Source organism: Microbacterium sp. ET2 (assembly GCF_030347395.1).
Lineage (GTDB): Bacteria > Actinomycetota > Actinomycetes > Actinomycetales > Microbacteriaceae > Microbacterium > Microbacterium albipurpureum.
This window is the reverse complement of the sequence record NZ_CP128170.1, coordinates 3,514,573-3,540,213: the sequence shown is the minus strand read 5'-3', so window position 1 is coordinate 3,540,213 and position 25,641 is coordinate 3,514,573. Positions and strand designations below refer to the sequence as shown.

General features: G+C 69.6%; 23 protein-coding genes, 1 tRNA gene and 1 pseudogene. 3 read left to right on the top strand and 22 right to left on the bottom strand.

All coding sequences use genetic code 11. The features are described from left to right. Nucleotides 1-38: 38 nt before the first annotated feature. Nucleotides 39-479: a hotdog fold thioesterase gene (locus QSU92_RS17145; RefSeq protein WP_289263781.1), complete on the top strand. Its 441-nt coding sequence runs from the start codon at nucleotides 39-41 to the stop codon at nucleotides 477-479. Between the two features lie 38 nt (nucleotides 480-517). Here the strand turns inward: QSU92_RS17145 and QSU92_RS17140 are convergent, their stop codons facing one another. Beyond that, a complete protein-coding gene (locus QSU92_RS17140) occupies nucleotides 518-1,171 on the bottom strand; it encodes an ANTAR domain-containing response regulator (protein ID WP_289263779.1) in 654 nt (217 codons plus the stop codon). A 90-nt stretch (nucleotides 1,172-1,261) separates the two neighbouring features. On the opposite strand from QSU92_RS17140, the gene QSU92_RS17135 reads away from it, so the two are divergent. Continuing rightward, nucleotides 1,262-1,344, top strand: a tRNA-Leu gene (locus tag QSU92_RS17135). A 17-nt stretch (nucleotides 1,345-1,361) separates the two neighbouring features. Here QSU92_RS17135 and QSU92_RS17130 read toward each other — a convergent pair. Next, complete coding sequence (locus QSU92_RS17130; RefSeq protein WP_289263777.1) at nucleotides 1,362-1,754, bottom strand: SHOCT domain-containing protein; 393 nt, start codon at nucleotides 1,752-1,754, stop codon at nucleotides 1,362-1,364. A gap of 161 nt (nucleotides 1,755-1,915) precedes the next feature. On the opposite strand from QSU92_RS17130, the gene QSU92_RS17125 reads away from it, so the two are divergent. Then, on the top strand, nucleotides 1,916-3,541 hold the full coding sequence (locus tag QSU92_RS17125) for a RecQ family ATP-dependent DNA helicase (RefSeq protein ID WP_289263775.1): 1,626 nt from the start codon (nucleotides 1,916-1,918) through the stop codon (nucleotides 3,539-3,541). Nucleotides 3,542-3,563: 22 nt separating this feature from the next. Here the strand turns inward: QSU92_RS17125 and pyk are convergent, their stop codons facing one another. From pyk to rpoZ, 20 genes and pseudogenes are all read right to left on the bottom strand, one after another. Then, nucleotides 3,564-5,012, bottom strand: a complete 1,449-nt coding sequence (pyk, locus tag QSU92_RS17120) for a pyruvate kinase (RefSeq protein WP_289263773.1) — start codon at nucleotides 5,010-5,012, stop codon at nucleotides 3,564-3,566. Nucleotides 5,013-5,063: 51 nt separating this feature from the next. Beyond that, complete coding sequence (locus QSU92_RS17115) at nucleotides 5,064-6,530, bottom strand: glutamate synthase subunit beta (protein WP_289263771.1); 1,467 nt, start codon at nucleotides 6,528-6,530, stop codon at nucleotides 5,064-5,066. Then, nucleotides 6,523-11,112: a glutamate synthase large subunit gene (gene gltB / locus QSU92_RS17110; RefSeq protein ID WP_289263769.1), complete on the bottom strand. Its 4,590-nt coding sequence runs from the start codon at nucleotides 11,110-11,112 to the stop codon at nucleotides 6,523-6,525. Before gltB ends, QSU92_RS17115 begins: the two co-directional genes overlap by 8 nt. Before the next feature lie 66 nt (nucleotides 11,113-11,178). Then, a complete protein-coding gene (lgt, locus tag QSU92_RS17105; RefSeq protein WP_289263767.1) occupies nucleotides 11,179-12,180 on the bottom strand; it encodes a prolipoprotein diacylglyceryl transferase in 1,002 nt (333 codons plus the stop codon). Between the two features lie 10 nt (nucleotides 12,181-12,190). Beyond that, nucleotides 12,191-12,997 (bottom strand): tryptophan synthase subunit alpha, encoded by an 807-nt coding sequence (gene trpA, locus QSU92_RS17100; RefSeq protein ID WP_289263764.1) that lies wholly within the window; start codon nucleotides 12,995-12,997, stop codon nucleotides 12,191-12,193. Further along, a complete protein-coding gene (trpB, locus tag QSU92_RS17095) occupies nucleotides 12,994-14,259 on the bottom strand; it encodes a tryptophan synthase subunit beta (protein WP_289263763.1) in 1,266 nt (421 codons plus the stop codon). Before trpB ends, trpA begins: the two co-directional genes overlap by 4 nt. Further along, nucleotides 14,256-15,065, bottom strand: coding sequence for an indole-3-glycerol phosphate synthase TrpC (gene trpC, locus QSU92_RS17090; RefSeq protein WP_289265954.1), 810 nt, complete (start codon nucleotides 15,063-15,065; stop codon nucleotides 14,256-14,258). Before trpC ends, trpB begins: the two co-directional genes overlap by 4 nt. Before the next feature lie 35 nt (nucleotides 15,066-15,100). Then, complete coding sequence (locus QSU92_RS17085) at nucleotides 15,101-15,331, bottom strand: DUF6704 family protein (protein WP_289263761.1); 231 nt, start codon at nucleotides 15,329-15,331, stop codon at nucleotides 15,101-15,103. Nucleotides 15,332-15,376: 45 nt separating this feature from the next. After that, complete coding sequence (locus tag QSU92_RS17080) at nucleotides 15,377-15,970, bottom strand: Trp biosynthesis-associated membrane protein (RefSeq protein ID WP_289263759.1); 594 nt, start codon at nucleotides 15,968-15,970, stop codon at nucleotides 15,377-15,379. Between the two features lie 26 nt (nucleotides 15,971-15,996). Further along, on the bottom strand, nucleotides 15,997-16,386 hold the full coding sequence (hisI, locus tag QSU92_RS17075; protein ID WP_289263757.1) for a phosphoribosyl-AMP cyclohydrolase: 390 nt from the start codon (nucleotides 16,384-16,386) through the stop codon (nucleotides 15,997-15,999). Beyond that, nucleotides 16,383-17,177, bottom strand: coding sequence for an imidazole glycerol phosphate synthase subunit HisF (hisF, locus tag QSU92_RS17070; RefSeq protein WP_289263755.1), 795 nt, complete (start codon nucleotides 17,175-17,177; stop codon nucleotides 16,383-16,385). Before hisF ends, hisI begins: the two co-directional genes overlap by 4 nt. 1 nt (nucleotide 17,178) lies before the next feature. Next, nucleotides 17,179-18,021, bottom strand: coding sequence for an ATP phosphoribosyltransferase (gene hisG, locus QSU92_RS17065; protein ID WP_289263752.1), 843 nt, complete (start codon nucleotides 18,019-18,021; stop codon nucleotides 17,179-17,181). Between the two features lie 40 nt (nucleotides 18,022-18,061). Then, complete coding sequence (locus tag QSU92_RS17060; protein ID WP_289263750.1) at nucleotides 18,062-18,325, bottom strand: phosphoribosyl-ATP diphosphatase; 264 nt, start codon at nucleotides 18,323-18,325, stop codon at nucleotides 18,062-18,064. A gap of 46 nt (nucleotides 18,326-18,371) precedes the next feature. Then, nucleotides 18,372-18,965, bottom strand: coding sequence for a hypothetical protein (locus tag QSU92_RS17055; protein WP_289263748.1), 594 nt, complete (start codon nucleotides 18,963-18,965; stop codon nucleotides 18,372-18,374). Nucleotides 18,966-18,978: 13 nt separating this feature from the next. Then, complete coding sequence (gene rpe / locus QSU92_RS17050; protein WP_289265953.1) at nucleotides 18,979-19,620, bottom strand: ribulose-phosphate 3-epimerase; 642 nt, start codon at nucleotides 19,618-19,620, stop codon at nucleotides 18,979-18,981. A gap of 133 nt (nucleotides 19,621-19,753) precedes the next feature. Then, a pseudogene (locus tag QSU92_RS17045) lies at nucleotides 19,754-21,116 on the bottom strand (RsmB/NOP family class I SAM-dependent RNA methyltransferase). Beyond that, complete coding sequence (gene fmt / locus QSU92_RS17040) at nucleotides 21,113-22,036, bottom strand: methionyl-tRNA formyltransferase (protein WP_289263746.1); 924 nt, start codon at nucleotides 22,034-22,036, stop codon at nucleotides 21,113-21,115. Before fmt ends, QSU92_RS17045 begins: the two are co-directional and overlap by 4 nt. 8 nt (nucleotides 22,037-22,044) lie before the next feature. Continuing rightward, complete coding sequence (locus QSU92_RS17035) at nucleotides 22,045-24,030, bottom strand: primosomal protein N' family DNA-binding protein (protein WP_289263744.1); 1,986 nt, start codon at nucleotides 24,028-24,030, stop codon at nucleotides 22,045-22,047. A 31-nt stretch (nucleotides 24,031-24,061) separates the two neighbouring features. After that, nucleotides 24,062-25,255 (bottom strand): methionine adenosyltransferase, encoded by a 1,194-nt coding sequence (gene metK / locus QSU92_RS17030; protein ID WP_289263742.1) that lies wholly within the window; start codon nucleotides 25,253-25,255, stop codon nucleotides 24,062-24,064. A gap of 82 nt (nucleotides 25,256-25,337) precedes the next feature. Beyond that, nucleotides 25,338-25,592 carry a DNA-directed RNA polymerase subunit omega gene (gene rpoZ, locus QSU92_RS17025; protein ID WP_124293224.1) on the bottom strand — a complete coding sequence of 85 codons (255 nt, stop codon included), beginning with the start codon at nucleotides 25,590-25,592 and terminating at the stop codon, nucleotides 25,338-25,340. Between the last annotated feature and the right edge of the window lie 49 nt (nucleotides 25,593-25,641).

Below are 25,641 nucleotides of genomic sequence, written 5' to 3'. Positions count from 1 at the left end.
ACGCGGGGTGTGACACCCCCCGAGCCAGGAACCCGCCGATGACCGACACCGTCGACACCGCCTCCGACCAGCTCGCCTGGGCCGACGCCCGGGGCATCGGAGCCCTCGCCGAGAAGATGGGCTTCGAATGGCTGGAGTTCACCGCCGAGCGGTGCGCGGCCCGGATGCCGGTCGCGGGCAACACCCAGCCGGTCGGGCTCTTCCATGGCGGCGCGTACGTCGTGCTCGGCGAGTCGCTCGGCTCGATGCATGCCAATTTCCACGCCGGGGCCGGGCGCCTCGCAGTCGGCGTCGACATCAACGCGACGCACACCCGATCCGCGACCACTGGTTTCGTGACAGGCGTCTGCACGCCTCTCCACCTCGGACGCAGCCTCACCGTCCACGAGATCGTCGTGACCGACGATGAGGGACGCCGCTGTTCGACGGTGCGGATCACCAATCACATCAAGGAGATCAGCGCCGCTGCGCGGCAGTGATCCCACAGGGTTCGAATACGGCGGCTTCGCCGCGCGGCTCACTTCTTCGGGGCGAGCTGCTCGATGATCGCCTTGGCGACATCCTGCATCGTCAGGCGACGGTCCATCGACGCCTTCTGGATCCAGCGGAACGCCTCGGGCTCGGTGAGGCCCATCTTCTCGTTCAGGAGACCCTTCGCACGGTCGACCAGCTTGCGGGTCTCGAAGCGCTCGACCATGTCGGCGACCTCGGCCTCGAGCGTGATGATCTGCTCATGGCGGGCCAGGGCGATCTCGATGGCGGGAAGCAGATCGTTCGGGGTGAACGGCTTGACGACGTACGCCAGCGCTCCGGCCTCGCTCGCGCGCTCGACGAGCTCCTTCTGGCTGAAGGCCGTGAGCAGCACCACGGGGGCGATGTGATTCTTGCTGAGCTTCTCGGCGGCGCTGATGCCGTCGAGCTGGGGCATCTTGACGTCCATGATCACGAGGTCGGGGCGCAGCTCTGTGGCCAGCTGCACGGCGGTCTCACCGTCGCCGGCCTCTCCGACGACATCGAAGCCGTTGTCGCGGAGGATCTCGACGATGTCGAGGCGGATGAGCGACTCATCCTCGGCGACGACGACCCGGCGGGGGGCGGATGCGGTGGCCTGCTCTCGCGCGGTCTGCTCTTGCCCGGTCTGCTCTTGCCCAGCCTGCTCTTGCTCAGTCACCCCGCAATCCTACGGCTTCCCGCCTGCGGGCCCGCAATCGGTCCCGCTCGCTGCGATAGGGTCGAGGGCGGACGCGGCCGCTCGCCGCGAGCCGGTGTGGCGGAATGGCAGACGCGACCGACTCAAACTCGGTTGCCCGAAAGGGCGTGTGGGTTCGACTCCCACCACCGGCACCCCGTGCGTCGCCGGCTCACGCACCGTAGAACTGGTGACCGAGGGCCTTGCTCTTCAACGCCTCGAACTCGCCCGGGGTGATAACCCCCGAATCGAGGAGTTCTTTGGCCTTGGCGATGTCGTCCGCAGGGCTGGCCGACGGCGCGGGCCGATAGTCGTCGTTCTCCGCAACGGTTCGCGGTCCTGGAGAATGGGCTCGCTCCGCCATCCCTCGGCCCCGGGCGATGATGTAGATCAGCGCGGTCAGAAGCGGCACGAAGACGAGCGCGATGATCCACAGCGCCTTGAACCATCCGCTGAGCCGGTGGTCGCGGAACAGGTCGGTGATGATGACGATGACGACGTACAGATAGGCGACGAAGTAGAACGCCCACAGCATGAGCCAGATCAGATCGGTGATGTAGGGCATCTTCGCTCCGCGCCTCGAGGTGTGGCCTCAGCGTAGCGACAACGCGGTCCATTCGGGAGGGGCGCAGGCGACCGCTCGATCACCGGTTGTCAATCCCCCGGTGGACGCCCGTCGTGGGTGGCATGATGATCCGGCCCCGAGGGAAGGACAGGATGTCGAGGATGTCGATCGCTCGCGCTGCGCGCGAGCTTTTCGGATGGGATGAGCTTCGAGAAGGACAGGAGGAAGCCGTCAGCGCACTCCTGGCGGGCCGTGACGTGGTGGCCGTTCTTCCCACCGGCGCGGGGAAGTCCGCCGTCTATCAGCTCGCGGGGGCACTTCGGGACGGGATGACGATCGTCGTCTCTCCCCTGATCGCCCTGCAGGCCGACCAGCTCGCAGGTCTCGCCGACACTCCTCACGCGCCGCGCGGCGCGATGCTCAACTCCACGATCGGAGATCGCGCGACCGAGAAGCTGTGGCAGGCGGTCGCGGCCGGCGAGGTGGAGTTCCTCTTCCTCGCTCCCGAACAGCTCGCCAAGGATGATGTGCTCGACCGCCTGTCGCGTGTGACGGTCGGCTTGTTCGTCGTCGACGAGGCCCACTGCGTTGCGAGCTGGGGACACGATTTCCGGCCCGACTACCTCGGGCTCGGCGATGTGCGCGAACGCCTCGGAAACCCGCCGACCGCGGCCCTCACGGCCACCGCTGCCGCACCCGTGCGCGAAGAGATCGTCGGACGGCTGCGCATGGAGGATCCGCTCCTGGTCGTACGCGGCATCGACAGACCGAATATCGATCTGGACGTCCGGCGCTTCTCCGAGGAAGCCGAGAAGGATCGCGAACTGCGGGAGCTCATTCCGACACTCCCCCGCCCAGGGCTCGTCTACACGTCGACCCGCCGCGAGGCCGAGAGGCTCACTCAGAGTCTGCGCGAACGTGGGGTGCGTGCCGAGACCTACCACGCCGGCCTTTCCGCGACGGAGCGGAGACGGACGCACGAGCAGTTCCTCGACGATGAGGTCGACGTCGTCGTCGCGACGAACGCGTTCGGCATGGGCATCGACAAGCCCGACGTGCGCTTCGTCGTGCACGCCGCCGTACCGGAATCACTGGATGCCTACACGCAGGAGACCGGACGCGCGGGCAGAGACGGGCAACCGGCACAGGCCGTGCTCTTCTACCGATCCGAGGATCTCGGAATCCGCAAGTACTTCACCGCCCACACGGTCGACACCGAGGCCGTCAGCCGGGTCTATCGCGCCCTCGCGAAGGCGGGCACGCCTCTGCGGATCCGAGCACTCGCCGAGACGCTCGGGCTTCCGACCCGTCGCGTCACAGGCCTGGTCCACCTCCTCGTCGAAGCGGGAGTGGTCGTCGTGGATCAGAAGGGCGCGACGATCATCTCGGTACGTCGGCCGAAGGAGGCTGCTGCTCTGGCACGGGAAGCCGCCGAGCGCCGAGAGCGCATCGAGCAGTCGCGCCTGGACGTCATGCGTCGGTATGCCGAGACGAGGGACTGCCGTCGACGGGTCCTGCTGAGCTACTTCGGGGACGACGGTTCCGCGTCCTGCCGCAGCTGCGACACGTGCCGCAGCGGTACCGCCGAGGACGCCGCAGCGGCCGATGCGGCTGGTGCGGCTGCACCGTTCCCACCGGGCGCCGAGGTCGACCACGTCGAATGGGGACGCGGGAGTGTCGTGGAGGTCGACGACGATCGACTCACCGTGTTCTTCGGCGATCAGGGGTACAAGGTTCTCCAGCTGGCGGCCGTGGAAGAACGGAACCTCCTCACGCTCGTCGCATGAGGAGGTTCCCAGGGGCTGAGGCTCAGTCCCGCGTCTGGTAGATCGGGGCCGCACCGTGCACGGCATCGCCGACCTTGTGGATGCGGATGTCGTTGGTCGAACCCACGATGCCGGGAGGCGACCCGGAGATCACGACGACCTTGTCACCGACCTTCGCCAGGTCGTTCGAGAGCAGGTAGTCGTCGACCTGGATGAACATGCGGTCCGTGTGCGGAACGTGCTCGACGAGCGTCGAGCGGATCCCCCAGGTGATCGCCATGCGACGACGGATCGCCGGCTCGGGCGTGAATCCGATCATGGGGATCTTCGGGCGCAGGCGCGACATGCGGCGAGCGGTGTCACCGGATTCGGTGAAGATGCAGAGGAACTTCGCCTCGACGAAGTCGGCCACCTCCATCGCGGCGAGGGTGATCGCGCCGCCCTGGGTCCGCGGCTTGGTCGTCAGCGGCGCGATGCGCTCGAGTCCGTGGTCCTCGGTCGACTCGACGATGCGCGCCATGGTCTCGACGACCTTCACCGGGTAGTCACCCACGCTGGTCTCACCCGAGAGCATGACGGCGTCAGCGCCGTCGAGGACGGCGTTGGCGACGTCGCTGGTCTCAGCGCGCGTGGGCACCGGGTTGTTGATCATCGATTCGAGCATCTGGGTGGCGACGATGACGGGCTTGGCCATCCGGCGGCAGAGCTCGACGGCGCGCTTCTGCACGATCGGCACCGCCTCCAGCGGGAGCTCCACGCCGAGGTCTCCACGGGCGACCATGATGCCGTCGAACGCGTCGATGATCTCCTCGAGGTTGTCCACCGCCTGCGGTTTCTCGATCTTGGCGATCACGGGGACGTGGCGTCCCTCCTCGGCCATGATGACGTGCACGCGCTGGATGTCCTTGGCGTTGCGCACGAACGAGAGCGCGATGAAGTCTGCGCCGATCCGCAGACCCCAGCGGAGGTCGGCCTCGTCCTTCTCCGACAGCGCGGGAACGTTCACCGCCACGCCGGGCAGGTTGATGCCCTTGTTGTTCGACACCGCGCCGGCGACGACGACACGCGTCGTCACGACCGATCCCTCGACCTCGACGACCTCGACGCGGACCTTGCCGTCGTCGATCAGGAGGAAGTCGCCGCGCCTGACGTCGCCGGGAAGCCCCTTGAACGTCGTCGAGACGAGCTCCTTGGTGCCGGGGACATCCTCGGTGGTGATCTTGAAGATGTCACCCTCGGCGAGCTCGTGCGGCCCGTCGGCGAAGCGACCGAGGCGGATCTTCGGCCCCTGGAGGTCGACGAGCACCGCGACCGGGCGACCTGCGTCCTCGGCGGCCTTGCGGACATTGGCGAAGTTGGCCTCGTGCACGGAATAGTCACCGTGGCTGAGGTTGAGCCGGGCGATGTCCACGCCGGCGTCGATGATCGCGCGGACCATGTCATAAGAGGAAGTGGCAGGACCCAAAGTGGCGACGATCTTGGCGCGTCTCATCCGTGTATGAACTCCGAGTGAAGGGGGAAGTGGCGAAGGGCCGGGGCCAGCCTACGCGGGCTGCAGCCCGATGGCGACATCGTTCGGGTGAACGGGCGCCGGCAGGTCGGTGCTGCCCATGAGGTACTCGTCGACCGCGGCGGCTGCCGCACGCCCCTCGGCGATCGCCCAGACGATGAGCGACTGACCGCGCCCGGCGTCGCCGGCGACGAACACCCCGGGAGCGGATGTCTGGTAGACCGCGTCACGCTCGACGCTGCCGCGCGAACCGAACTGCGTACCGAGCTGATCGGCCAGGTGCGTGTGCTCAGGGCCGGTGAAGCCCAGCGCGATCAGGACGAGGTCGGCGGGGATCTCGCGCTCCGTGCCCGACTTCGGCACGCGTCGCCCGTCGCGGTACTCCGTCTCGGCGACGCGCAGCGCGCGGACCTCGCCGACGGCGTTCGCGAGGAACTCGACGGTGGACGCGAGGTAGTGACGCTCGCCGCCCTCTTCATGCGCGGAGGCGATCTCGAACAGGTTCGGCGTCATCGGCCAGGGCTGGTCCTCGGGGCGCTCCTCGGGCGGCTGTTTGCCGATCGCGAGGTTGGTCACGCTCAGTGCGCCCTGGCGGTGGGCGGTGCCGATGCAGTCGGCTCCGGTGTCACCGCCGCCGATGACGACGACGTGCTTGCCCTCGGCGGTGATCTGGTTGGGCACCGCGTCGCCGGCCACGGTCTTGTTGGATTCGACGAGGTACTCCATCGCGAAGTGGACGCCGGCGTGGTCCCGACCCGGGATCGCGAGGTCGCGCGGCACCGTCGCACCGGTGGCGATGACGACGGCGTCGTACCGCGCGCGCAAGTCGCTCCACGAGATGTCCACGCCGATCTCGACGCCGGCGCGGAACCGGGTCCCCTCGTCGCGCATCTGACGAAGACGCGCCTCGAGATGACGCTTCTCCATCTTGAAGTCCGGGATGCCGTAGCGCAGAAGCCCGCCGATGCGGTCATCACGCTCGTAGACGGCCACGGTGTGACCTGCCCGCGTGAGCTGCTGCGCGGCGGCGAGGCCGGCGGGGCCCGAACCGACGACGGCGACCGTCTTGCCGGTCAGCCGCGCGGGGGGCTCGGGCTCGACCCAGCCCTGCGAGAATGCCTCGTCGATGATCGAGACCTCGACCTGCTTGATGGTCACCGGAGGCTGGTTGATGCCCAGGACGCACGAGCTCTCGCAGGGCGCGGGGCAGAGCCTGCCCGTGAACTCGGGGAAGTTGTTCGTCGCGTGCAGGCGCTCGATCGCCGCGCGCCCCTCTCCCCGCCACACCAGGTCGTTCCATTCCGGGATGAGGTTTCCCAGCGGACACCCCTTGTGGCAGAACGGCACGCCGCAGTCCATGCAGCGACCGGCCTGTCGCCGGAGAACGGCCGAGTCGCCCGGCTCATAGACCTCTTTCCAGTCCATGATCCGCACCGGGATCGGGCGCCGCGGCGGCAGCTCCCGCTCGGTCACCTTCAGAAAGCCTTTGGGGTCAGCCACCCGTCACCTCCAGGATGCGGCTCCATACGACGTCGCCGTCGGGGTCGAGTCCTTCGTCGAGCGCTTCCTGCCGCGTCTGGAGGACGGCGGCGTAGTCGCGCGGGACGACACGGACGAAGTTCTGCGCCTCGAGCTCGAAGTCGTCGAGCAGTCGCTGCGCCAGTTCGGATCCGGTCTCTTTGACGTGCTGCTCGAGCAGATCGCGAAGCATCTCGACGTCACCGGCGCCGAGCTCGCCGAGAACGAGTTCGCCCGACGCGATCGCCTCCCGATTGACGAGCTTCCGGTCGAGTCGGTAGATGTACGCCGTGCCTCCCGACATCCCGGCCCCGAGGTTGCGCCCCGTCTCTCCCAGGATGACGGCGAGGCCGCCGGTCATGTACTCCAGCGCGTGATCGCCCACACCCTCGACGACCGCGGTCGCCCCGGAGTTGCGGACGAGGAACCGCTCCCCCACGACGCCGCGGAGGAACATGGTGCCCTGCGTCGCGCCGTAGCCGATCACGTTTCCGGCGATGACGTTCTTCGACGCATCGAAGGACGCCCCTCGCGGCGGGCGGACGACGATCTGGCCGCCCGACAGGCCCTTGCCGACGTAGTCGTTGGAGTCACCCTCGAGGCGCAGCGTGATTCCCGCCGGCATGAAGGCACCGAAGGACTGGCCCGCCGATCCGGTCAGGTTCACGGTGATCGATCCCGAGGGCAGACCGTTCTCTCCCCGGGCACGGGTGACGTGATGTCCGAGGAGGGTTCCGACGGCGCGCGCGGTGTTGCGGACGGGCAGGTCGATCGTGACGGAGCCGCCGCGTTCGATCACGTCGCGGGCTCGCTCGATGAGTGCCGTGTCGAAGTGCTCCTCGAGCTCGTGCAGCTGGGCGCGACGATGGCGCCGCGGCTCATCCTCGGCGAAGTTCGGTCCGTGCAGCACCGGAGCGAGGTCGAGCCCACTGGCCTTCCAGTGTTCGATCGCGCCGTTGAGATCGAGCATCTCGGTGTGGCCGATGGCCTCGTCGAGAGAGCGGAATCCCAGCTCCGCGAGGTACTCGCGCACCTCCTGTGCGACGAACTCCATGAAGTTCACCACGAACTCCGGCTTGCCGTTGAAGCGGGCCCGCAGCGTCGGGTTCTGCGTCGCGACGCCCACCGGACAGGTGTCGAGGTGGCACACGCGCATCATGATGCATCCCGAGACCACCAGCGGTGCGGTGGCGAAGCCGAACTCCTCCGCGCCCAGGAGCGCCCCGATGATGACATCGCGTCCGGTCTTGAGCTGACCGTCGACCTGCACCACCACGCGGTCGCGCATGCCGTTGAGCATGAGTGTCTGCTGGGTCTCCGCCAGCCCCAGCTCCCACGGGGTGCCCGCGTGCTTGAGCGAGTTGAGCGGGCTCGCGCCCGTGCCTCCGTCATGCCCCGAGACCAGGATGACGTCGGCCAGCGCCTTGGCCGTGCCCGCCGCCACCGCGCCGATGCCCGACTGGCTCACGAGCTTCACATGGATCCGGGCGCCGGGGTTGGCGCGCTTGAGGTCGAAGATGAGCTGCTTGAGGTCTTCGATCGAGTAGATGTCGTGGTGGGGCGGAGGGGAGATGAGCCCCACGCCCGCGGTCGCGTGGCGTGTGCGCGCGACCCACGGATAGACCTTCGCCGGAGGAAGCTGCCCGCCCTCGCCGGGCTTGGCGCCCTGGGCCAGCTTGATCTGGATGTCGTCGGCCTCGGTCAGGTAGAGGCTCGTGACCCCGAACCGGCCGGACGCGACCTGCTTGATCGAGCTCCGGCGCTCCGGGTCGAGCAGACGCTCGACGTCTTCGCCGCCCTCGCCGGTGTTCGACCGACCGCCGATCCGATTCATCGCGATCGCGAGGGTCTCGTGGGCCTCCTGAGAGATGGAGCCGTAGCTCATCGCGCCCGTCTGGAACCGTTTCACGATCGCCGATACGGGCTCGACCTCGTCGATCGGCACCGGGGGGCGCACTCCCGATCGCAGCTGGAACAGCCCGCGCAGCGTCTTGAGCTCGGCCGCCTGGTCGTCGACCAGCTTGGTGTACTCGCGGAAGATGTCGTACCGCCTGGTGCGTGTCGCGTGCTGCAGACGGAACACCGTGTCGGGGTTGAACAGGTGCGGCGATCCGTCACGGCGCCACTGGTACTCGCCCCCGGTCCACAGCCGCTCGTGCGCGCGCACCGCGGCGTCCTCCGGGTAGGCGTAGGCGTGGCGGGCGGCGTTCTCGGCGGCGATGACGTCGAGCCCGACGCCCCCGAGCTTGGTCTCGGTACCCGTGAAGTAGGTGTCCACGAGTTCCTGCGACAGGCCGACGGCCTCGAAGACCTGAGCACCGGCGTACGAGGACACCGTGGAGATGCCCATCTTCGACATGATCTTCAGCACGCCCTTGCCGAGGGCGTAGATGAGGTTCTTCACCGCCTTCTCGGGGGTGACGCCGGTGATGTACCCCGCGCGGACCAGGTATTCCACCGTCTCCATCGCCAGGTACGGGTTCACCGCCGACGCGCCGTACCCGATGAGTGTGGCGATGTGGTGCACTTCGCGCACGTCACCGGCCTCGACCACCAGACCGACCTTCATGCGGGTCTCACGGCGGATGAGGTGATGGTGGACGGCGGCCAGCATGAGCAGGGACGGGATCGGCGCGAGGTCCTTGTTGGAGTCGCGGTCGCTGAGCACGATGAGCTCCGCGCCGTCCTCGATCGCCTGGTCGACCTCCGTGCACATCTGCTCGAGCCGCTTGCGCATGCCCTTGTGCCCGGCCTCGACGCGGTAGAGACCCCGGATCGTCACCGACGACCGGTCCGGCAGCGCCGTGTCGATGTGCTGGATCTTCGCAAGCTCGTCGTTGTCGATCACCGGGAAGTCGAGCATCACGGTGCGGGCGTGATCCGGTCCCCACGCCAGCAGGTTCCGCTCGGGACCGAGCCCCAGCGACAGGGAGGTGACGACCTCTTCGCGGATCGAGTCCAGCGGTGGGTTGGTGACCTGCGCGAACTGCTGGACGAAATAGTCGAAGAGCAGGCGGGGCCGGTCGCTGAGGACGGCGACGGGGGTGTCGCTGCCCATCGCGCCGAGCGGCTCGGCACCGTTCTGCCCCATGGGGGTCAGGAGGATCCGCACCTCCTCCTCGGTATAGCCGAAGGTGCGCTGACGCCGGGTGATCGAGGCGATCGGGTGGACGATGTGCTCGCGCTCGGGCAGATCGGCCAGGCGCACGCGACCGGCATCCAACCACTCCTGCCAGGGATGCATGCTCGCGAGATCACGCTTGATCTCGTCATCCTCGACGATGCGACCGGCGGCGGTGTCCACGAGGAACATCCGGCCGGGGCGCAACCGTCCGCGGCGCTTGATCCGCTCCGGGGCGATGTCGAGCACGCCGGTCTCGCTCCCGATGACGACGAATCCGTCCGTCGTCTCCGTCCACCGACCGGGACGCAGCCCATTGCGGTCGAGCGTCGCGCCCACGAGGGTGCCGTCGGTGAAGATCAGTGCCGCAGGCCCGTCCCACGGCTCCATCTGGTTCGCGTGGTAGTCGTAGAAGGCGCGGAGATCGGGCGCGATGTCGGCCTGCTTCTCGTAGGCCTCGGGCACCATCATCATCACCGCGTGCGGGAGGCTCCGACCGGTCAGCGTCAGGAGCTCGAGAACTTCGTCGAAGGACGCGGAGTCGCTGGAGCCGACGGTGCAGATCGGCAGCAGGGGACGGATGTCGCCGAGGAGCTCCGACTCCAGCTGCGACTGCCGCGCCCGCATCCAGTTGCGGTTGCCGTTGACGGTGTTGATCTCGCCGTTGTGCGCGAGCATCCGCAGCGGCTGCGCGAGCGGCCACGACGGGAAGGTGTTGGTGGAGTACCGGGAGTGCACGACCGCGAGCTCGGAGGCGAAGCGCTCATCCTGGAGGTCGGGATAGAACGGCTCGAGCTGGAGCGTGGTGACCATGCCCTTGTAGCCGATGGTGCGGGCAGACAGAGAGACGAAGTAGGCGTCGAGCTCGTGCCGCGCGCGCTTGCGCATCCGGTAGGTGCGCCGGTCGAGGTCGATGCCCGACAGTGCCGGCGCGCCACCCTCGCCGGGACGGGAGACGAAGATCTGCTCGAAGGCGGGGCGCGCCTCGAAGGCGAGCTTGCCCAGGTGCTCCTCTGCGACCGGCACCTCGCGCCAGCCGAGTACGACGAGGTTCTCGCCGGCCGCGATCCGCTCGATGCCGGCTTTCTGCGCGGCCCGGGCTTCGTCGTCGCGAGGCAGGAAGACCATCCCGGCCGCGTACTCCCCCATCGGCGGGAGGTCGAAGTCGACGACCGCGCGGAAGAAGGCGTCGGGCATCTGCGTCAGGATGCCCGCTCCGTCCCCGGTACCCGCATCCGAACCGATCGCACCGCGGTGCTCCAGATTCCGCAGCGCCGTCAAGGCCAGGTCGATGATGTCGTGGCCCGGTTCGCCTCTGAGCGTCGCGACCATCGCCAACCCGCAGGCATCCTTCTCGAATGCCGGATTGTACATGCCCTGGCGGGCGGGAAAGCCACCGCCCACGACCGACGTGGAGGTGCTGCTGCCAGAACTCGCGGCCATGCGTACCGTCCTCACATTGATGCTCAAGATGGGACGACGTCGGCCCGGATCAGCTGATGAACACCCCTACTTCTTGGCGGCTGTGCTTGTGGCATCGCTCTCGGCGACCTCGTTCGCCGGTGGTTCGCTGAGGTCGACGAAGTCGTTGGTGTCCTGCGATTGTACCGTGCCCCGGCCCTTCCACTCCCGGCCCGCGACATACGGCGAGGGCTCGGTGCCGGGGTGGCGCCGACGCTGCACGATGATGATGGCGAGACCGACGACGACACCGAAGATCGCCGCCCAGACATTGGTGCGAAGACCCAGGTAGATGTCGCTGGGATCGATGCGGATCGACTCCCACACGAAGCGGCCGGCGCTGTACCAGATGAGGTAGAGACCGAACAGCCGCCCCCACTGCATCCGCAGGCTCTTCCCCGCCCACAGCAGCACGAGGACGCCCGCGGTGTTCCAGATGACCTCGTAGAGGAAGGTCGGGTGGAACAGCGTGTCGGCGGGCAGCCCCGGGGGGAAGGCCGCGTTGTCGGAATCGATCTCCAGGCCCCACGGCACGTTGGTGGGAAGACCGAACAGTTCCTGGTTGAACCAGTTGCCGAAGCGTCCGATGGCCTGCGCGAGCAGGATGCCGGGGGCCAGCGCGTCGGCGAAGGACCAGAAGCGGATGCCCGTCCAGCGGCAGCCGAGCCACGCGCCGACCGCGCCGCCGATCAGCGCACCGTAGATGGCGATCCCGCCCTCCCAGATGGCCCAGACAGAGCCGGGCTGGAAGGGGTTCCACGGGTTCGAACCCTCGGTGAAGTAGAAGCCCAGGTGGGTGAGCACGTGGAAGATCCGGGCACCGACGATCGCCAGCGGCACCGCCAGCAGGGCGATATCGATGACGACCCAGGGCTCTGCGCCGCGCTTGGTCAGGCGATGGTTCGTGAGCAGAACCGCCACGACGATGCCGGCGATGATGCACAGCGCGTAGAAATAGACGCGGAGCGGACCCAGCTGGATGAAGCTGATCTCAGGGCTCGGGATGCTGGCGAGCACGGACGTTCCCGCGCTCGAGAGGGCGAACGACATGGGTTCGAGTCTAAGCCGGGCGCCCGGCGCCCGCGGACATCGTGCCCTCGTGCAACTCGGCGGCGAGGTCACGCAGGGCGAGGATGCCGCCGTCTCGCAGGGCGCGGACCAGGGCCGTTCCGACGATGGCGCCGTCCGCGTACTCCAGGACGTCCGCCACGTGGGAGGCGTTCGAGATGCCGATGCCGACGCACGCGCGCTCGGCCCCGTGTGCGCGCAGCCGCGCGACGAGGCCTCGGGCCGCGGCGTCGAGGTCTTCGCGGACTCCGGTGATCCCCATGGTGGAGACCGTGTAGACGAACCCCGTCGAGTTCGACGCGATGAGGTCGAGACGCTCGTCGGTCGAGGTGGGAGCAGCGAGGAAGACCCGGTCGAGATCGGTGCGGCGTGACGCTGCGATCCACTCTCCTGCAGCGTCAGGAGTGATGTCTGGCGTGATGAGGCCCGCTCCCCCGGCTGCGCGCAGGTCGTCCGCGAACCGATCGACACCGTACTGCATCACCGGGTTCCAATACGTCATCACCAGCACCGGGGTGTGGGTCTGCCGCGTGATCTCGGCGACCGCCGTGAACGTGTCGCGCAAGCGGAATCCGGCGGCCAGCGCCGTCTGCGTCGCCTCCTGGATCACCGTGCCGTCCATGACCGGATCGGAGTAGGGCGGGCCGAGTTCCAGCACATCGGCGCCGGCCTCCGCGAGGGCGACGGCGGCGTCGATGCTGGTCGCCAGGTCGGGGAAGCCGAGCGGGAGGTATCCGACGAGGGCACCGCGGCCGGCGGCCCTGGCGGTGTCGATCGCCATCGAGACGGACGAGGTCACAGCTTCACACCCTCGCCCTTGGCGGCGTCGACGACAGGTTCGGCGGCCGCGGCCGCGAGATCGATCCCCGCGTCGTAGAGCTCGAAGTAGCGCGCCGCGGTGTCCATGTCCTTGTCTCCGCGGCCGGAGAGGCAGATCGCGATCACCGCGTCGGGGCCCAGCTGCTCGCCGATCCGCATCGCGCCGGCCAGGGCGTGCGCCGATTCGATGGCGGGGATGATGCCCTCGGTCTCGGAGAGGAGCCGCAGCGCTGCCATCGACTCGGCATCGGTGGCGGGGATGTACTCGGCCCGACCGATCGAGGCGAGCCAGGCGTGCTCCGGCCCGACGCCCGGATAGTCCAGGCCCGCCGAGATCGAATGTGATTCGACGGTCTGGCCGTCGTCGTCCTGCAGGACGAAGGTCTTCGCCCCATGGAGGACGCCCGGGCGACCCCGCTCGATCGACGCCGCGTGTCGCACCGTGTCGACGCCGTCACCCGCGGCTTCGACCCCGTACAGGCGCACGTCGGCGTCATCCAGAAAGGCGTCGAACATTCCGATCGCGTTGGATCCCCCGCCCACGCACGCGAAGACCGCGTCGGGCAGGCGGCCGACCTCGTCGAGGAGCTGCTGGCGGGCCTCTTCCCCGATGACCTTCTGGAAGTCGCGCACCATGGCGGGGAACGGGTGCGGACCCGCCGCTGTGCCGAAGATGTAGTTGGTCGTCTCGACGCTGGACACCCAATCGCGGTATGCCTCGTTGATCGCGTCCTTGAGAGTGCGCGATCCCGTGGTCACCGGGATGACCTCGGCCCCGAGCAGGCGCATGCGCGCGACGTTGAGCGCCTGGCGCTCGGTATCGACCTCTCCCATGTAGATGGTGCACTCCAGGCCGAACAGCGCTGCCGCGGTCGCGGTGGCCACGCCGTGCTGGCCGGCGCCTGTCTCGGCGATGACGCGCTTCTTGCCGAGGCGGCGGGTGAGCAGTGCCTGGCCGAGGACGTTGTTGATCTTGTGCGAGCCGGTGTGATTGAGATCCTCGCGCTTGAGGAACACGCGGCCGCCGCCGGCGTGGGCGGCGAACCGCGGAACCTCCGTGATGATCGATGGCCGACCGGCATAGCTGCGCAGCAGCTGGAGGAACTCCTCCTGGAAGGCCGGGTCGTTCTTGGCACGGTCGTACTCCGCGCTCAGTTCGTCGATCGCGGCGATGAGCGATTCGGGCATGAACCGCCCACCGAACTCGCCGAAGAATGGCCCTGCGGCTTCACGCAGACTCATGTCCGCTCCTTCCGGTTCCGGCCGGCGGGACGTTCTCCCGCCGCGAGGAACCGACCGAGCGTGGCCACCGGATCGCCCGTCACAAGGGCTTCGCCGATGAGGACCACGTCAGCGCCGTGATCGCGGTAGTGCGCGACGTCGTCCGGAGACGACACCGCGGATTCCGCGATGCGGACGGTTCCTTCGGGGATGAGGGGTTCCAGACGCCCGAACAGGTCACGGTCCAGTTCGAAGGTCGAGAGGTCGCGGGCGTTGACGCCGATCACCGAGGCCCCGAGGTCGATCGCCCGGGACACCTCGTCGGCGCTGTGGGTCTCGACGAGAGCGGTCATGCCGAGTTCGCCGATGAGATGATGCAGCCGGGCGAGGAGGTCCTGCTCGAGAGCGGCGACGATGAGGAGCACCAGGTCCGCCCCAGCGGCGCGGGCCTCCACGACCTGGTATTCGGTGGCGATGAAGTCCTTGCGCAGAACGGGCAGGTCGACCGCGGCCACCACGGCGCCGAGGTCTGCGAGGCTGCCCGAGAAGCGACGCTCCTCGGTGAGGACCGAGATGGCCGCGGCGCCCCCCTGCTGATAGCGAAGCGCCTGCGCGGCAGGGTCGGGGATGTCGGCCAGCGACCCGCGCGAGGGGCTCGCCCGCTTGACCTCCGCGATGATCTTCACCCGGTCGCTCGGGGCCAGCGCTGCGCGGGCGTCTCGGGCTGCGGAGCGCGACAGCGCGGCACGCTCCACCGCGGCGAGAGGGGCACCGACAGCACGGCGCTCGGCATCCGCGACGGCGCCGGCCGTCAGTTCGGCGAGCAGATCGATGCCCGCCGAGGTTCTCTCAGCGCCCGCGTTCAATGCTCTTTCGCCGTTGTCTTGGCACCGCCGACGCCGTAACCGGCTTTCGACATGCCCCAGCCCACGAGCAGCCCTACGACGACCAGACCGGCGGAGGCCCACACCACCACCGGCACGTCGAAGAAGAACGCGACGGTTCCGACGGTGAAGCCGACGAGCATGATGACGACAGCCGTCCATGCTGCGGGCGAATTGCCGTGGCCGGGATCACCGATGTGGTTGCTCATGAATATCCTCCAGGACGCCGGGACACACCAGCGCCAGTCTATCGGTCAGACCGTGGGATCCTGTCCGCGCGACAGCTCGTCCCACGAGTCGATGGCATCCGTGCGCCGCGATGGCGCACCGTCGGGTGCGACCTGCGCGCTGGTGCGGTACTTGCGACCCGAACCTGGCCACCGGTGCGCCGTGGCGAGGATCAGCACGCCCGCAGCGAGCAGTACGACGCATGCCGCGAGCGTGATGAGCGGCCACGGCGTCGTGGAGATCCCCGTGACCAGGTCGTCGACGGCCTCGAGGCCGGCGATCCCGGTCGCCTCCGTCACCGCTGAGACGACGGCGGCAACGGGTGCCGTGAGGGCGACGACACCGGTGGCGACACCCAGGGTGGCGGCGATCACGATCGTGAGGGCCCCGAAGGCGTACCGCAGAACGGTGCCCGCGATCGCGAGGGCCGCTCCCAGCGCCAGTGTGGTCAGGCTGAGGGGTGCGAGTACGGGGAGGGCGGCGGCGCCGCTCACCGGGAGCGGGTCACGCGCCCCGTCTTCGATGGTCACGATCAGCCATGTCTGCGTCGAGGCGATGACGCCGGTCGCACCGGCGGCCAGGATGAGCAGCACCGCCAGCGAGCGCGCACGGGCGGTCACGCCGCCGCGCTCCTCCCGTGACGCCCTCACGACGGGTCGCCGGCGGGCGCGGAGCCGACCGACGGATCGAGGTCGTCGGCGTCGAAACACGTCCGGGTGCCGGTGTGACAGGCGACGCCGATCTGATCGACCTCGACGAGGATCGCATCGCCGTCGCAGTCCAGACGCGCGCCGCGGACGTACTGCGCGTGGCCGGAGGTGTCGCCTTTGCGCCAGTACTCCTTGCGGGACCGCGACCAGAACGTGACTCGCCCCTCGGTCAGCGTGCGACGCAGCGCCTCGGCATCCATCCATCCGAGCATGAGGACCTCGCGGGTGTCCCACTGCTGGATGATCGCCGCGACGAGGCCGTCGTCGGCGAAGCTGACGCGCGCGATGCGTTCCTCGACATCGGCGGGAGGCTTGGTCCGGGTCATCCGTTCTGCTCCGTTCGACGCACGGGAATGCCTTCGCGCTCCAGCGCCTCCTTGACCTCGCCGACCCGCAGCTGACCGGTGTGGAACACCGACGCGGCAAGCACCGCGTCGGCTCCGGCGGTGATGGCGGGGGCGAAGTGCTCGAGTGCGCCTGCGCCGCCGGAGGCGATCACGGGAACGCGTGCCGCCTCGCGCATCGCACCGATGAGCTCGAGGTCGAAGCCCTGCTTGGTCCCGTCGGCGTCGATCGAGTTGACCAGCAGCTCCCCGGCTCCCCGCTCCACAGCCTCCCGGGCCCAGACGAGCGCATCCAGGTCGGTCTCGGTGCGACCGCCGTGAGTGGTCACCACGAAGCCCGATGCCGAGGCGGCTCGTCGATCGGGTGAGACCCGCTTGACGTCGAGCGAGAGAACGAGAACCTGGGCGCCGAAGCGGTCGGCGATCTCGTCGAGCAGATCGGGACGAGCGATCGCGGCGGAGTTCACGCCGATCTTGTCCGCGCCCACCGACAGCAGGCGCGCGACGTCGTCGGTGGATCGCACTCCGCCGCCGACCGTGAGGGGGATGAAGACCTGCTCCGCGGTGCGCTGGACGACGTCGTAGGTCGTGGCACGCTCATCGACCGTCGCGGTCACGTCGAGGAAGGTGACTTCGTCCGCGCCCTGTTCGAAGTAGGCCTTGGCGAGCTCGACCGGGTCGCCCATGTCGCGCAGATCGAGAAAGTTCACCCCCTTGACGACGCGACCGCCTGCGACGTCGAGACAGGGGATGACCCGGGTGGCCAAAGTCATGTCACAGCCTCGCCGCGTGGATCTCGGTGACGAGGATCGCCCGGGCACCGATGGCGTACAGGGCGTCCATGACCTGGTTCACGCCCTTGCGCGGGCTCATCACCCGCACAGCGACCCACTCGGGATCGCGGAGAGGCGAGATGGTGGGCGACTCGATGCCGGGCGCCACCGCGACGGCGTCGTCGATCAGACGAGCAGGCAGGTCGTAGTCGATGAGCACGAAGCGGCGGGCCACCATGACGCCCCGCAGGCGCCGCAGCAAGGTCTCGGTCCCCTCCGCATCGACCGGTGCCCCGATGAGGACCGCCTCGGACTGCAGGATCGCCGGTCCGAAGATCTCCAGGCCCGCCTGGCGCAGCGTCGTACCCGTCGAGACCACGTCGGCTACCGCGTCGGCCACGCCGAGACGCACGGCAGACTCGACCGCGCCGTCCAACGGAACGAGATCGACGGCGACCCCCCGCTCGTCGAGGAAGCCGTCGACGAGTCCGGGGTAAGCGGTTGCCACACGCACTCCCTCGAGGTCGTCGACATCGGCGAAACGTCCCGGGGGCCCGGCGAAGCGGAAGGTCGAGTCGCCGAAGCCGAGCGCTTCGATCTCGCGGGCGCCCGGCATGCGGGCATCCAGGAGCAGGTCGCGACCGGTGATGCCGACATCCAGCGCGCCGGATCCGACGTAGGTGGCGATGTCTTTCGGGCGCAGATAGAAGAACTCGACCTCGTTCTCGGGGTCGATGACGTGCAGATCCTTCGGATCACGTCGGCCGGTGTACCCGGCCTCCTGGAGCATCGCGGAGGCGGTGTCGGCGAGGGAGCCCTTGTTGGGCACGGCGATTCTGAGCATGTGGGTGGCTTTCAAGAGAGAGGACGGACGAGCGGACCGCTCAGAGATGTCGGTACACGTCCTCCAGCGTGAGACCCTTCGCGACGAGCATCACCTGCAGGTGGTACAGCAGCTGCGAGATCTCCTCGGCGGCGCGCTCGTCGGATTCGTACTCGGCGGCCATCCACACCTCGGCGGCCTCTTCGACGATCTTCTTGCCGATTACGTGGACACCGGCGTCGAGCTCGGCGACGGTCCCCGATCCGGCGGGTCGCTCGACGGCCTTCGCCGTGAGCTCGGCGAACAGCGCGTCGAAAGTCTTCACCATGCCAGGGTAGCGAACGGGCGGGGCGGACCGGCGCGGCGGGATGTCAGTGGACCAGGATGCTGAGGCCGATGACGAGCAGCCCCAGCAGCGTCGTCGCGAGGACGCCCAGCACCCGCCACGGCCACGTCGCACCGTTGCGGCGGGCGTTGAGGAAGCCGATCAGCCCCAGGATGACCACGCCGCTGCCGAGCGCGAGGAAATAGGCCGTCCATTCGTCCAGGACACCCCACGTGCCGGTGGCGAGGAGGAAGACCGGGATGAGCATCGCCAGCGCCATGCCGCCGGAGTGGCGCACGCCATCGCGGATGCCCTCGTGCAGCGGGGGGACCGGCCTGCGGGACCGGCTGGCGACGACGGCCGCGTAGATGTGGGCCAACCAGAACACCCCGACCGTTCCGGCGACGAACCAGATGACGTCGAGGTCGGTGGGCGCTTCGATCTCGGCGCCGATGAGGGCGGTGACGAGGACCACGCCGTAGATGCCGTGCTCACCGCTGTAAGCCGACAGCAGCGCCTTCGCTCCGCGAGCCCCGGCTACGCGCAGCGCCTCGGTGCTCGAGGGTGCCGCCACCTTCGCGCCACCCACGGTGGGCTCCGGCCCGGGGTCTGCGGGTTGGTCCTCGGAGCGGTCGGTCATGGGCGTTCTCCGATCAGCGACGGGGGTGTTGCGGGTGGTGGCGGGCGTGGTGGTGGCGGGCCTGCTCGCGCAGGGCGATGATCGCCTTCTCGGGGTCGTCGGCGCCGAAGACCGCCGACCCCGCGACGAAGGTGTCCGCACCGGCTTCGGCGGCCTGGGCGATGGTGGATTCGCCGATACCGCCGTCGACCTGCAGCCACACCTCCGACCCGCGACGCCTCGCCTCGGCCGCCAGGGCGCTGAGCTTGGGCATCGTCTCGGGCATGAACGACTGCCCGCCGAATCCCGGTTCGACCGTCATCACGAGGATCTGATCGAACTCGTCGAGCACGTCGTAGAGCGACTCGACCGGGGTCGCGGGCTTGACGGCGACCCCGGCCCGGGCGCCGATCGCGCGCAGACGCCGCGCAACGGCTGTCGGCTCGCTCGCCGCCTCGAGATGGAACGTCACCGACGCGGCGCCGATCTCCGCGTAACCCGGCGCCCACCGCTCGGGATCGTCGATCATGAGGTGAACGTCGAGCGGGACCGGGCTGGTGTCCTGGATGCGCTGGACCATCTGCGGACCGAACGTCAGGTTCGGCACGAAATGGTTGTCCATGACGTCCACGTGCACGAAATCAGCGGCGGAGATGCGGGCGAGATCGTCTGCCATGTGGACGAAGTCCGCGGCCAGGATGCTGGGGTTGATCCTCACCGCTGCGGCGGAGTCGTGGTCGGCGTGCACCGGACCATTATGTCGGCACACCCACTGCCGGCACCCCGCGGCAGTGCGCGCTGTGGGGGGCTCAGCGCCGCTGCAGCAGCGAGATCGACATCGCATCGGTGTTGTGCCGATGCGGCCACAGCTGCGCGCGGCCCGATCCATCGGCCTGGGGCAGGAGGCCGGGGTCGGTCGCACTGAACGCGGTGATCACGGCACGGGCATCGAGCTCCTCGACCTCGGCGCGCTCTCGGAGGATGTCGGCGACGACGCCGGCGGTTTCGGCCAGGTGCGGCGAACAGGTGACGTAGGCCACCACACCCCCCGGGGCGAGCCCGTCGACGGCCGCATCCAGGAGCCCGCGCTGCAGATCGACGAGGTCGGCGACGTCAGCCGGCGATTTGCGCCACCGGGCCTCCGGGCGTCGGCGCAGCGCACCGAGCCCCGTGCAGGGAGCGTCGACGAGGATGCGGTCGTATCCTCCGACGCGTGCCCGGGCGCGGCCATCCTCCTCGCTGACCGGGACGTCGAGCGGCACCCCGGCGACGGATTGCCGCACCAGCCCCGCACGGGCGGGGCTGACGTCGTTGGCCTCGAGCCGCGCACCTGCCGCGAGAGCCTCGGCCGCGAGGATCGCTGTCTTCCCGCCTGGTCCCGCGCATAGATCGAGCCAACGCTCCCCCGCCCGCGTGGGACGGACCCGGGTGAGCGCGAGCGCGGCGATCTGCGATCCCTCGTCCTGCACGCGGATGCGACCGCCCGACGCGGTCACCTGGGCTTCCGGGTCGCCGCCGGGCGAGCGGAAGCCCAGGGGGGAGAACGCTGTGCGCCGCGCGTCCTGCGGCACCTCGGCGAGGCCCGGGAGGGCGGCGAAGGTCACGCGGGGTGAGGCGTTGTCGGCCTGAAGGAGGTCGTCGAGTTCGTCGGCGCGTCCCTCGGCGGCCAGCGCCCGCCGGAAGGCGCGCACCACCCAGACGGGGTGGGAGGTGAGCAGGCCGAGCCGCTCGTCGTCGGAGCGCGCGGTCTCGCCGATGCGCGTCATCCACTCGCCCGGCGTGTCGCGTGAGATCCGCCGGAGCACCGCGTTGGCGAAACCTCCGGCGCTGCGTCCCCTGTCGCGTCGGGCGAGGCTCGACGGACTCGTTGACGGCCGCGTGCGAGGCGACCCGGGTCGAGAGCAGCTGGTGCACGCCGAGACGGATGGCGTCGAGCACGGGCGGATCGATGAGGTCGACCGAGCGGCCGGCGGCGAGCGAGATGACGGCGTCGTAGGTGTTCTCCCGACGGAGCGTCCCGTAGGTGAGCTCGGTCGCAAGCCCCGCATCGGCGGCGTCGAGTCCTGCGCGGCGGATCGCGGTGGGCAGGAGCAGGTTGGCGTAGGCATCGGAGTCGTGCACGGAGCGGATCGTCTCGAAGGCCACCTGTCGTGCGGGATTCAGGGCGCTCACGAGCCCAGCACCGGCTCGCTGTGGCGGAGTCCGCGGAACCAGTCTTCGGCGATCATCGGCCCGCGCCCGGCGGGCTGCACGCGTTCGAGGAGGACCGGCTCGGTCGCGGTCCCCACGATGACCGCGCGACCGTGGATCGCGAGACGACCTGGAGACAGGCGGGGCGCGTCGGGAGCGGCCTCCCGGGCACGCAGCACCTTCAGTCGGGCGCCGTCGAGGATCGTGTGAGCGCCCGGCTCGGGGGTCACCCCACGGAACCGATGGATCACCTCTTCGCGCGTCCCATTCCAGTCGAGGCGACCGTCGGCGTCGCCGAGCTTGGGCGCGAACGTCGGCACGCCCTCCTGGGGCCGAGCCGTCGCCGACCCATCGGCGATCGCGTCGACGACCGTGCGCAGGAGGGCCGCTCCCCGCTCGGCGAGGAGGTCGAGCACCTCCCCCGCCGTCGCGTCCTGAGGGGCAGGAAGAACCACCTCGTCGAAGACGTCGCCCGCGTCGAGCTCGGCCACGAGCCGGAAGACGCTGGCGGCGACGTCGGCGTCACCCGCGATGAGCCCGTGCTGCACGGGCGCGGCACCCCGCCACCGCGGCAGCTGCGAGAAGTGCAGGTTGATCCAGCCATGGCGAGGGGCGGACAGCAGTGGCTCGCGCACGAGTCCGCCGTAGGCCACGATGACGCCGAGGTCGGGGTGGGTGCGTTCGATCGCGGTCGTCGCCGCGTCATCCAGTCGGCGGGTCTTGACAACCGGCAGACCGAGCTCGGCGGCGGCCGCGGCGACCGGCGACGGAGTCAGCACGCGCTTGCGTCCCAGCGGCGCGTCATCGCGGGTCACGACGGTCACGATGTCGTGGGATGACGCGTGGAGGGCGCGCAATGACGGCACGGCCGGGGCGGGGGTTCCGGCGAAGACGAGACGCATAGGGGCTCTCACAGGTCGAGGTCGGGCAGGTCCACCCGCACTCTGAGTGTAGGCGGCGCACCGCCGGGCGCCGGGGCACGACCGCGAGCGCGACGTGTGCGGAGTGCAGCCGCCACGACAGAGGAGCGGAGGGACTCGGCGACCTCGGCGCCGGCGCGGTAGTCGAAGCGCACCAGAGCCCGAACGCCGCCCTCGCCCCGTGGGGCGGGGCCCAGGACACTGTCATCGTCGAGAGCGGGCACGGCCTCGCGCAGTGCCGCCATCGCCGCCTCGACGCTGGGCGCGTCGCCGTCGACTGCGGCCACCCGCACAGCCGGCGGCATGCGAAGCGGCGCCCGGGCGGCGAGTTCGGAGCGGGCGTAGGCCGCCTGCGACCAGGTCGCCAGCGCCCGGGCGACGGCACCGGTCACGCCGACCAGATGCACCGGGGCGTCGGGGGCGGCGAGAGCGGCGGCGTTCGACCACCATCGAAGGGCCGCCTCGCCGATCCGCAGGTCGTCGGAGAGGAGCATCCGTTCTCCGTCGAGAAGCACGACGGCGCGGTACCCGCCCTCCGCCGGAGGCTCGGCGCCGCGGGTGGCGATCACGAGTGCGGGGGCCGCAGGGACCTCGTCCACCGCGTGGCGACCGTCCGAGATGACGATGCGCACGCCGGGGAAGGCGCGGCCGAGCTCCTCTGCGGTGCGCTCGCTGCCCGATGAGGCCAGACGCACCTTCTCCGAGCCGCAGTGCACGCAGGTCCAGGCTCGCGCCTCGCGCGCGCACCAGGAGCATTCGGGCACGGCGCCGACACTGCGCGCGTGGAGCGGCCCCTCGCAGTGCCGGCACCGTGCGGGCCGGCGGCACTCGGCGCACACCAGCACGGGGGCGTATCCGGGCCGGGCGACCTGGACGAGGACGGGCCCTTCGGCGAGGGCGTCTCGAGCGGCCCGGAACGCACTCGACGGGATGCGCACTCCGCGGCGCTCCCCCTCCTGTGTGGCGCTGAGCACGACCCGGGGCGAACGGCGGCGCGAGGCGGGGACGTCGCGTACGAAGCCGAGCTGCACGAGCCGTTCCACATCGGTGGTGCGGGTGTGGCCGGCGAAGAGCAGCGCGCAGCCATCGAGCTCCTGCCGGATGAGCGCGGCATCGCGCGCGTGGACGCCGGGCGAGAGCGGTTCGGCCAGGAGCGGATCGCCGTCGTCCCAGATCGCCACGAGCCCGATCCGGTGCACCGGGGCGTAGACGGCCGACCGGTTGCCGACGACGATGCAGGGGGACTCGGAGAGCGTCCGCAGGAAGCCCGCGTACCGGGCGGGGCCGGGCTGACGCGCATCGTCGCGGACGACGACCGACTCATCCACCCGAGAGGCCAGGGCGCGCTCGATCTGGGCCTGATCGCGATGATCGGGCACGACGATCACAGCGCTCCTTCCCGCCGCGAGGGTGTCGACCGCCGCGGCGGCCAGGAGTTCTGCCCACGCGCCGACCTCGCCCTCCGGAGTGGCGACAGGGTGCGGCGGGGCGTCGACGGCGAGACGCTCCGCGGCGCGGAGCGTCGACGAGAGCTCCGGGAAGCCGTCGAGGACGGCTCGAGCCCAGCTCCGGGCGTCCTGCGAAACCGACGGCGCCGCCGCCCTCTCGCCCGCCATCCACACCTTCTCGGCGCGCACCATGCGCTTGGGGATCACCAGGCGCAGGATGTCGGAGGCCGACCCGGCAGCCCGGTCGGCCGCGCGTCGCGCGAGCCGGTAGAGCCCATCGGGAAGGACGGGGACCGGCGAGACGACCGCGTCGATGTCGGAGAGCGGCCGCCCGCCGACATCCGGTTCGTCATGGACCTCGATGACGTAGGCGTCGACGACGCGGCCGGCGCTGCGCAGCGGCACCTTGACCCGGACGCCGGGCACCACGTCCCCCGCGAGGGGTCCGGGTACGGCGTAGTCGAACAGACGATCCAGCTGCGGCAGCGGAGAGTCGATGAGGACCCGCGCCACCCGCGCGCCGCTCATGAGCGCGGATCCCCTCCCGGGAGGGCCGGTCTCACAGTCCTGCGGCGGCGCGCAGGTCGTCGACCCGGTCGGTGCGCTCCCAGGTGAAGTCGGGAAGCTCACGGCCGAAGTGACCGTAGGCCGCCGTCTGGGCGTAGATCGGACGAAGGAGCTCGAGGTGCTGGATGATCGCGCGCGGACGCAGGTCGAACACCTCGCGGATGGCGGCGGTGATCACCTCGTCCGGCACGTGGCCGCTGCCGAACGTCTCCACGTAAAGACCCACCGGCTTGGCCTTGCCGATCGCGTAGGCGACCTGGACTTCGAGTCGGTCGGCGAGCCCGGCGGCGACGGCGTTCTTGGCCACCCACCGCATCGCGTACGCCGCCGAGCGGTCGACCTTCGACGGGTCCTTGCCGCTGAAGGCTCCGCCGCCGTGGCGTGCGGCGCCGCCGTAGGTGTCGATGATGATCTTGCGCCCCGTCAGACCCGCGTCGCCCTTCGGACCGCCGACGACGAAAGGCCCCGCCGGGTTGATGTAGAACTTCACGTCTGAGGTGTCGAGCCCCGTGGCCTCGAGCACCGGCTCGATGACTTCTTCGCGCACCGCACCGCGCAGGGCCTTCTGGGAGATGTCGGGGTGATGCTGGGTGGACAGCACCACCGACTCGACGGTGCGCGGGACCGCGCCGTCGTAGCCGAGGGTGACCTGGGTCTTGCCGTCGGGACGGAGGAAGGGGAGGCTGCCGTCGCGTCGCGCGGCAGCGAGACGCTCGGCCATGCGGTGAGCCGTCCACGCGGCCATCGGCATGAGCTCCGGGGTCTCGGTGGTGGCGTAGCCGAACATGATGCCCTGATCGCCTGCGCCCTGCTCGTCGTTCGGGTCGATCGATCCGCCCTCGCGTCGCTCGAACGCCTTGTCGACTCCTGCGGCGATGTCGGAGGACTGCGCGCCGATCGAGACGCTCACGCCGCACGAGTCGCCGTCGAAGCCGGTGTCGCTGGAGGTGTAGCCGATGCGGTTGACCACCGAGCGCACGATCGCCGGGATCTCGACGTACGCGGCCGTGGAGACCTCGCCGGCCACATGGACGAGGCCTGTCGTCACGAGCGTCTCGACGGCGACCCGACCGTGCGGATCCTCGGCGAGGATCGCGTCGAGGATGCTGTCCGAGATCTGGTCGCAGATCTTGTCGGGATGCCCCTCGGTGACGGATTCGGACGTGAACAGACGCAGTGAGGTCATCGGTGCTCCAGATCTCGCGGGGACGGGCACAAGTATGCCCGGGGTGGCCGACAGCCACCCCGGGCAGGGACTCGGGAACGACTTACTCGGCGGCCCGCAGGCGCAGCTTGTCTTCGTTGATCTCGTGAAGGGCGATCGTCAACGGCTTGTCCTCGACCGTGGAGTCCACGAGGGGACCCACGTTGTCGAAGAGGTTCCCCTCGTGCAGGTCGGAGTAGTAGTCGTTGATCTGACGCGCGCGACGGGCGGCGTAGATGACGAGCTGGTACTTCGAGTCGACCTTCTCGAGAAGGCTGTCGATGGGGGGCTCGATGATGCCCTGGTTGGTTCCGGCCATGGCTGAACCTCCTGGTTCGAAAGGATGTCGGCGGAGAAGTCGTCGGGCG